Below are 8,071 nucleotides of genomic sequence, written 5' to 3'. Positions count from 1 at the left end.
GGGGGGCCGCGCGGCCCCCCCGCCCCCGGCGTCCCCCCCCCCCCCCCGGGCGGCGGGCGGCCCCCCCCCGCCCCGGCGGCCCGGCCCCGCAGCCGACTTCCGGACCCCGTCGGGTCCCGGGCCGCCCGACACGACGCCGGTACCCGCAGCCCCCGGCACGGTACGGCCCGGCGCCGTCATCCGGCCTGCCCAGGGCGGCGACCCCCACGAGAACGTAAGGATTTTTCAGGGTTACCCCCGACCGTTACGGGTCCACCCGGCGGGCTTGCGGCTCCTACAGTGCTCGTATGTCGTCGACCACCGACCCGGAGCGTCCGGCTCCGGAGCCGAACGGCGCCCCCTCGACGGGACGCTGGGACCAGTCCGCCGAGCGTCCGGGAGAGGCCCCGGCGGGGCGTGACCGGGCCCTGTCCCGGCGGCGGGTGCTCTCCGGCCCCGCCGCCGCCCTGGCCGGCGCGGGCGTGGCGCTGACCGGCGAGTTCGGGTATGCGGAGGCGACCGCCGACAGCAAGCTGCCCGTCTACGGCGGGTACGCCGCCACCGTGCACGCCGACCGGCGCACCCCGCCCCGGTCGTCCCGGGTCGACGTGGTGTGGAGCGTCGACACCACCCGCCGGCTGATCGCGCTCACCTTCGACGACGGGCCCGCGCCGAACTGGACCCCCCGGGTGCTGTCGATCCTCGCGCAGACCGACACCCCGGCCACCTTCTTCATGGTCGGCCGCCGCGCCCGCGAATACGGCCGGCTGGTGGCGCACCGGCTCGACGGTCACGAGGTCGGCAACCACACCTGGGCCCACCAGGACCTAGCGAAGATGACCTACGAGCAGGCGTGCACGGCGATCAGCCGGGCGCACAACGAGCTGACCCGGCTCTGGGGCCGGGAGCCCACCCTGCTCCGCCCGCCGTACGGGCACCTCGCCGGCAGCACCCTGCTCGCCGCCAACGACCTCGGCTACCAGGTGGTCCTGTGGAACCGGCAGATGCTCGAATCCCGGTTCACCCAGAACCCGGACGGCCTGGTCGACTACATCGTCGACTCCTGCGAGCCGGGCACCATCCTGCTCGCCCACGACACCGGGCCGGCGGACCGGCTGGTCGCGATCCGGGGGCTGGCCGCGATGATCACCGGACTGCGGCGGCAGGGCTTCGAGTTCGTCACCGTCTCCGAGCTGATGGCGGCGGCCACCCCGGCCACCGCCCCGACCCACTGACCGGTGGGCGGTCAGAGCCAGCCGTTGCGGCGGAACCACCGGTAGAGCGCCAGCGAGATGGCGAGCATCAACGCGAGCACCCCCGGATAGCCATACGTCCATTTCAGTTCGGGCATGTTCTCGAAGTTCATGCCGTAGACCCCGGCGAACGCGGTCCAGACCGCCGCGATGGCCGCCCACGCGGCGATCTTGCGCATGTCGTTGTTCTGGTCGACGGTGACCTGCGCCAGCCGGGCCTGGAGGATCGAGTTGAGCAGGTCGTCGTAGGAGTTGACCTGCTCGACGGTGCGGCTGAGGTGGTCCTGCACGTCGCGGAAGTAACGCCGTACCTCCTGCGGCACCTCGCGGTTGACCTGGGCGGTCAGCGTCAGCAGCGGCCGTTGCAGCGGGATCACCGCCCGCTTGAACTCGACCAGTTCCCGCTTCATCTGGTAGATCCGCTGGATCCGCCCGCTGCTCTGCCGGTCGAAGACGTCCGCCTCCAGCACGTCGAGGTCGTCCTCCAGCTGGTCGGCCACCTCCAGGTAGAGGTCCACCACCCGGTCGGTGATCGCGTAAGCCACCGCCCACGGGCCGTGCCGCAGCAGGTCCCGCTTGGCCTCCAGGTCGGCCCGGACGGGCGACAGCCGGCAGGCGTCCCCGTGCCGAACGCTGATCAGGAAGTTCGGGCCGATGAACAGCATCACCTGGCCGGTCTCCACCACCTCGGAGGTCTCGGTCAGCTCGGTGTGCTCGCAGTACCGGGCGGTGCGCAGCACCAGGAAGCTGACCTCGCCGAAGCGTTCCAGCTTGGGCCGCTGCTGGGCCTTCACCGCGTCCTCGACGGCCAGTTCGTGCAGGCCGTACGTCTCGGCGATGGCGGTCATCTCGGCCAGTTCCGGTTCGTGCAGCCCCAGCCAGACGAACCCGTCGCGTTCCTCGCGGGCGGCGGCCAGCGCCTCGGCGTACTGCCACTGGCCGGGGCGGCGTTCGCCGTCGACGTAGAGGCCGCAGTCGACCACCCCGCTGCGTCCCGGGCCGGTGGGCGCGGGGGTACGGGGGGAGCCGTCGGCGTTGAGGATGCGGGACATCGCGCGCACCGGGGACACCCAGGCGCGGGGGTTCAGCACCCGACCGCCGTGGAGTGTCGCCGACCGCTCCCGTGCCGCCCGGTCCGTCATGGCGTTCCCCCTCCCGGGTGTCCTGCTGCGGCTTGCAGGCTACGCCGCCCCGGGCGTGGCGGCGCTCGGCCGATCGGGGTGTGGGCGCCGGGCGGGTCGGACCGCGTTCGGGGGGTGAGGGGGCGACCCGACCCACCCGGCACCGCTGGGGGCGGGGGTAATGCTGCCGCGTCACCCACCCGTCCGGCGGGTACGACCGGGTCACCGGCCGAACGTGAGTGACGCTCGCAGCATTGTGGGTCGCCCGACCGGCCGAGGGGAGCCCTCGACCGGCCGACGTCGTACTTTTGTCAGAAACCCGACAGATTTTTCAGCCGCGAATGGCCGCCACCGCGTCCGCGAGCCGGCGCACACCCTCGTCGATCCGGTCCGCGGTCACCGCGGAGAAGGCCAGCCGCAACGCGTGCCGCCCACCGTCGACCATGAAGTCGCTGCCCTTGACCACGGCGACACCCCGCTCGGCGGCGGCCGGGGCCAACCGGTCCACGTCCACGTCGTCGGGGAACTCCACCCAGAGGAAGTAGCCGCCGTCCGGCTCGACGAAGGTCACCTCGGGCAGGTGCCGGCGCAGCGACTCGGCCAGCACCCCGGCCCGCTCGCCCAGCGCCGACGACACCGTGGCGATCGACCGCTGGATGTCACCCGAGACGCAGAACTGGTGCACGATCGACTGCGCCACCATGCCCGGCGAGATGTAGAGGCTGGTCGCCTTCTTGGCGATGTCGGCGATCAGGCTCGCCGGCCCGACCAGGTAACCGACCCGGACCCCGGGGCAGACGGTCTTGGTGAAGCTCGACGCGTGCACCACCACACCCCGGGTGTCCATCGACAGCATCGACGGCAGCGGCTCGCCCCGGAACCGGATGTCGGCGTACGGGTCGTCCTCGAAGATGGTGAAGCCGTACTCGGCGGCGAGGTCGAGCAGCTCACGGCGCTTGTCCAGGGAGAGGGTCACCCCGGCCGGGTTCTGGTAGTTCGGAATCACGTGGGCCAGCCGGGGGCGTACCCCGGACTCCAGCAGCTTGCGCAGCTCGGCGGTGTCCAGGCCGTCCGGCTCGATACCCACGCCGTGGATCTCGCCGCCCATCCGCTGGAGGTTGAGCAGGGTCCGGTCGTACGTCGGACGCTCCACCACCACGGCGTCCCCGCGCCGGACCAGGTGGTCGAAGAGGAACGCGTCGGCCTGCAGCGAGCCGTTGGTGACCAGCACCTGATCCGCCTCGACGCCGTGCTTCTCGGCGATCCACTTCCGCAACGGGGGGTAACCCACGGAGGTGCCGTAGGCGGTGACCCCGGCGGGGTCGGCGTCGAAGGCACGGACGGCGGCGGCCTTGAGCCCCTCGACATCCACGATGTCCAGCGAGGGCGCGCCACGGGCGAACGAGATCAGCTGCTCGGCGGTCATGCGCACGAGCCTAGGGCCTGGCCGGGCCGCTCCGGCCGGCATACACGCCAAGTTCAACATGCGGGCAGCCCGGCACCCCCGACCCGGCATCCGGTGCGCCGGCCGGCCGGGGCGGGGCGAACCGGTCGACTCCGGTGCAGGTCGGGACGGGACCGGACATCGGCGCGGCCGGCCCGCGCTCGCTACTGTCGAAGCGTGCCCACCGAGCCCCTCCGCAGCGCCGGCGCGTTGATCACGGACGATGGCGTCGAGCTGGCACCGCACCGCTTCGCCGGGCTGGTCGCCCCGGCGGTCGAGCGGGCGTTCGTGGCCGGGATGCTCGCCGGCCGCGACGGCGGCGGCGCCGAACTGAGCCAACGGTACGGCGGGCCCGCCGCCACCGGCTTCCTGGTGGAGTTCCGCACCCGGCTCGCCGCGCCGGGCGGCACCGTCGACCGGGCCGGCTTCGCCGCCGTCAACCGCTACCGCGACCCGGCCACCTGCCAACGGGCGCTGGACAAACAGGTCGCCCACGGCACGATCGCCCGCCGGCCCGACGGCGGGATCACCGCCACCGAACGCGGCGTCGACTTCCTCACCGAGCTGTACCAGGTGCACGCCGAGGTGACCGAGGAACTGTGGGCCGGGCACGACGACCGGGTGCGCCGGCTCGTCGAGGCGTACGGGCGGGTGGTGGCGTACGCGGTGCTGCTGGCCGGGGAGCCGGACGCCGGGCCGGGGCCCGCGTTCGCGGCGGTGGCCCCGCCGTACGAGCCGGACGGCATCCCGCCGGGCGTGCTGCTGCTCAACCGGATCGGCGCGCTGCGGTACCACCGGGCCGACGCGTACGCGCAGGCGTGGACCGCCGCCGGGCACACCGCCGCCAGCGTCGGCAAGCTGCCGGACGGGCCGGAACGGCGGGCCATCGAGCTGGAGACCGACCGTCGGGCGGCCGGCCCGTACGCCACGCTGACCGCCGACGAACGGCTGTGCGTGCTCGCCGACCTGGCCGCCCTGCCCGGCTGAACCCCCGTCCGGCCCGGGTGAACTCCCGGTTGACGGCGGCCGGCGGGTCACGCGGGGCTATCCTCCACGGTGACCTGGAGTCGTACGAGGGAGGCCCCGCATGATCGGGATGGTGCTCGCGGCCGGTGCGGGACGCCGACTGCGCCCGTACACCGACACCCTGCCCAAGGCGTTGGTGCCGGTGGACGGTGAGACCACCATCCTGGACATCGCGCTGCGAAACCTGGCCGAGGTGGGGCTCACCGAGATCGTGATCGTGGTCGGCTACGCCGCCGACGCGGTCGTGCAGCGGCAGTCGGCGCTGGAGGAGAAGTACGGCGTCACCCTCGACCTGGTGCACAACGACAAGGCCGAGGAGTGGAACAACGCGTACTCGCTGTGGCTGGCCCGCGAGCACTTCGCCCGGGGCGTGCTGCTGGTCAACGGCGACACCGTGCACCCGGTGAGCGTGGAGAAGACCCTGCTCGCCGAGCGCGGGCCGGGCATCCTGCTGGCGGTCGACACCCTCAAGGCGCTGGCCGACGAGGAGATGAAGACCACCTTCGACGCCGCCGGCCAGCTCACCCGGATCACCAAGCTGATGGACCCGGGCGAGGCGTACGGCGAGTACATCGGCGCGACGCTGATCGAGCCGCAGGTGGCCGGGGCGCTCGCCGACGCGCTGGAGGCGACCTGGCGGCGCGACCCGAACCTCTACTACGAGGACGGCTACCAGGAGTTCGCCGACTCCGGCGGCGAGGTGCGGGCCGCGCCGATCGGGGACGTCTCCTGGGTCGAGGTCGACAACCACGACGACCTGACCCGGGCACGGGAGATCGCGTGCCGCTACTAGCCCGTACCATCCTGACCCCGCTGCACATCGACGTGCGGCGCGGCGCGGTCGCCGACCTGGCCACGATCCTCGCCGACGGGCGGATCTCCGCCGGGGGTGACGTGGCGGTGGTGGTCGGCCCCGGTCAGGGCGGGCAGATCGCCGACCTGCTGCGGCCGTCGCTGCGTTCGGCGGACGTGTTCACGGTGGCCGGCGGCACCCTCGACGCCGCCGACGAGCTGGGCGGCAAGCTCCGCGAACGCTCGTACGACGCGGTGGTCGGCATCGGCGGCGGCAAGACCATCGACGTGGCGAAGTACGCCGCCACCCGGCGCGGCCTGCCGATGGTGACCATGGCGACCAGCCTCGCCAACGACGGCATCGCCTCCCCGGTGGCCAGCCTGATCACCGGCGGCCTCAAGGGCTCCTACGGGGTGCACATCCCGATCGCGGTGATCGTCGACCTGGACTTCGTGGCCGCAGGCCCCGACCAGCACAACCGGGCCGGCATCGGCGACGTGGTCAGCAACATCAGCGCCCTGGCCGACTGGGAACTGGCCCGCCAGGTACGCGGCGAACCCGTCGACGGCCTCGCCGCGTCGCTGGCCCGGATGGGCGCGGAGGCGGTGCTCGCGCACACCGGCGACATGACCGACGACGCGTTCGTCACGGTGCTGGCCGAGGCGCTGATCTCCAGCGGCCTGGCGATGGCCGTCTGCGGCAGCAGCCGACCGGCCAGCGGCGGCTGCCACGAGATCATGCACGCCGTCGACGCCCTCTTCCCCGGCACCTCGTCGCACGGCGAACTGGCCGGGCTCGGCGCGCTGTTCTGCACGTTCCTGCGCGGCGACCAGCGGCGCTTCGTCGAGATGGCGGCCTGCCTGGGCCGGCACCGGCTGCCCCGGCACCCGGCCGACGTGGGGCTCACCGACGACCAGTTCGTCGAGGCGGTGCAGTTCGCCCCGGCCACCCGCCCCGACCGGTACACCATCCTGGAGCACCTGGCCATGTCGGTTACCGAGACGCGGGAGCGGCTGGCAGACTACGCCGGTGCACTCCGCGACCACAGTGGCTGAACCCCGCCCCACCGTTGCCGACTTCCACCGGGTCAACCGGGGCGGCGGCCTGTTCAGCGAGTCGGTCAGCCAGTGGCTGGGTGCCGTCTTCGCCCTGGTCGCCCAGCGCCTCGGGCTGCGCCCGACCGCGCTGACCATCACCAACCTGGTGCTCGGCCTGGCCGCCTCGGTGACCGTGGTGGCGCTCGCCGACCGGGTCGCCGCCGGCACCGTCCCGGCCTGGCTGGTCGGGCTGGTCGCGCTGGTCGGCTGGCAGGTGGCGTACGCCCTGGACTGCGCCGACGGGCAGCTCGCCCGGGTGACCGGTCAGGGCAGCGCGGCCGGCGCCCGGGTCGACGTGCTCTGCGACGTGGCCGCCCAGATCGCCCTGGTCGCCGCCCTCTCCGCCACTGCCGTGGCGCAGCGCCCATCCACGCCGACCTGGCTGGTCGCCACCTTCGCCGGCACCTGGATGGTCAACCTGGTGACCTCGGTGATGCAGTCCGGCCCCAACGCCGCCAGCATGGTCACCTCCACCTCCCTGCCGGTACGCCTGGTCAAGCTGGTCCGCGACTACGGCGCGGTGATCTTCGTGGCGGGGCTGGTGCTGATGCTCGTGCCGGCACTGGTGTTCTGGGTGGTCGTGGCGTTCACGGTGGTCAACGGCGGGTTCCTGCTGGCCAGCATCGCCTTCTCGGCCCGCGCCTCGCTGTAGGGCCCTGCGGCGCGTCGCCACCTGTTGGCGTCAGGGCATCTCGCCTTCGTCGGAGGCGGTGCCGCCCTCACGGTTCCGCAGGCGGTGCGGAATCATGCTCCTCTGCGCGTTGTCGGCGGAGTTGTTCGAGGAGGCGGGTATCGGCTTCGAGGTCGGGGCGGTCGACCTGTCGGTCGAGGTCGACGACGTGTTCGATTTCGCGGATCGCCTGGTCGAGGTCACCGTTCGCCCAATGGACCATCGCGATGTTGAACCGGGTGATGGCTTCGCCGGACCGGTCACCGACCTCCCGCTGGATGGGGAGGGCCTGGTGGAAATGGTCCAGGGCGAGCTGCCGATCCCCCAACCCGTTGTACACGTGGCCGATGTTGCTGAGGGTGACAGCCTCGCCGGAGCGGTCGCCAACCTCCCGCTGGATGGGAAGAGCCTGGTGGTAGTAGTCGAGAGCCCGCCGCCGATCCCCCAGATTGTCATACACGCTGCCGATGTTGTTCAGGGTGACAGCCTCGCCGGACCGATCGCCAACCTCCCGCGTAATGGGGAGGGCCTGGTGGTAGTGGTCCAGGGCTCGCCGCCGATCCCCCAGATTGTCGTACACGAGGCCGATGTTGTTGAGGGTGACAGCCTCGCCGGACCGGTGGCCGACCTCCCGCTGGATGGGGAGGGCCTGGTGGAAATGGTCGAGAGCCCGCCGCCGATCCCCCAG

At 72.6% G+C, this 8,071-nt stretch carries 8 protein-coding genes; 5 read left to right on the top strand and 3 right to left on the bottom strand.

Features of this window, described 5'->3' with window-relative positions:
• Positions 1-287: 287 nt before the first annotated feature.
• Positions 288-1,214 carry a polysaccharide deacetylase family protein gene (locus ACOJTC_RS07020; RefSeq protein WP_420116229.1) on the top strand — a complete coding sequence of 309 codons (927 nt, stop codon included), beginning with the start codon at positions 288-290 and terminating at the stop codon, positions 1,212-1,214.
• A gap of 11 nt (positions 1,215-1,225) precedes the next feature.
• Here ACOJTC_RS07020 and corA read toward each other — a convergent pair whose 3' ends face one another.
• Positions 1,226-2,374: a magnesium/cobalt transporter CorA gene (corA, locus tag ACOJTC_RS07015; RefSeq protein WP_420116228.1), complete on the bottom strand. Its 1,149-nt coding sequence runs from the start codon at positions 2,372-2,374 to the stop codon at positions 1,226-1,228.
• 310 nt (positions 2,375-2,684) lie between these two features.
• Complete coding sequence (locus ACOJTC_RS07010) at positions 2,685-3,779, bottom strand: PLP-dependent aminotransferase family protein (RefSeq protein WP_420116227.1); 1,095 nt, start codon at positions 3,777-3,779, stop codon at positions 2,685-2,687.
• A 195-nt stretch (positions 3,780-3,974) separates the two neighbouring features.
• Between ACOJTC_RS07010 and ACOJTC_RS07005 the strand changes: the two genes are divergently transcribed.
• From ACOJTC_RS07005 to ACOJTC_RS06990, 4 genes are all read left to right on the top strand, one after another.
• On the top strand, positions 3,975-4,784 hold the full coding sequence (locus tag ACOJTC_RS07005; RefSeq protein WP_420116226.1) for a hypothetical protein: 810 nt from the start codon (positions 3,975-3,977) through the stop codon (positions 4,782-4,784).
• A gap of 100 nt (positions 4,785-4,884) precedes the next feature.
• Positions 4,885-5,616, top strand: a complete 732-nt coding sequence (locus tag ACOJTC_RS07000) for a sugar phosphate nucleotidyltransferase (protein ID WP_420116225.1) — start codon at positions 4,885-4,887, stop codon at positions 5,614-5,616.
• Positions 5,604-6,671 (top strand): iron-containing alcohol dehydrogenase family protein, encoded by a 1,068-nt coding sequence (locus tag ACOJTC_RS06995; protein ID WP_204958274.1) that lies wholly within the window; start codon positions 5,604-5,606, stop codon positions 6,669-6,671. The genes ACOJTC_RS07000 and ACOJTC_RS06995 overlap by 13 nt, the downstream gene beginning before the upstream one ends.
• A complete protein-coding gene (locus ACOJTC_RS06990; RefSeq protein WP_088642367.1) occupies positions 6,646-7,365 on the top strand; it encodes a CDP-alcohol phosphatidyltransferase family protein in 720 nt (239 codons plus the stop codon). Before ACOJTC_RS06995 ends, ACOJTC_RS06990 begins: the two co-directional genes overlap by 26 nt.
• A gap of 67 nt (positions 7,366-7,432) precedes the next feature.
• Here ACOJTC_RS06990 and ACOJTC_RS06985 read toward each other — a convergent pair whose 3' ends face one another.
• Positions 7,433-8,023 (bottom strand): tetratricopeptide repeat protein, encoded by a 591-nt coding sequence (locus ACOJTC_RS06985; protein WP_420116230.1) that lies wholly within the window; start codon positions 8,021-8,023, stop codon positions 7,433-7,435.
• Between the last annotated feature and the right edge of the window lie 48 nt (positions 8,024-8,071).

Source organism: Micromonospora sp. (genome assembly GCF_048594385.1).
GTDB classification, from domain to species: Bacteria; Actinomycetota; Actinomycetes; order Mycobacteriales; family Micromonosporaceae; genus Micromonospora; species Micromonospora wenchangensis.
Note: the sequence above shows the minus strand (reverse complement) of the source record. Positions and strands in the feature narration are given on the sequence as shown.

Bases quoted from the DNA above. Each gene is read 5' to 3' on its own strand.
- ACOJTC_RS07010 (WP_420116227.1), bottom strand. From the start codon at position 3,779: ATGACCGCCGAGCAGCTGATCTCGTTCGCCCGTGGCGCGCCCTCGCTG.
- ACOJTC_RS07000 (WP_420116225.1), top strand. From the start codon at position 4,885: ATGATCGGGATGGTGCTCGCGGCCGGTGCGGGACGCCGACTGCGCCCG.
- ACOJTC_RS07020 (WP_420116229.1), top strand. From the start codon at position 288: ATGTCGTCGACCACCGACCCGGAGCGTCCGGCTCCGGAGCCGAACGGC.
- corA (WP_420116228.1), bottom strand. From the start codon at position 2,374: ATGACGGACCGGGCGGCACGGGAGCGGTCGGCGACACTCCACGGCGGT.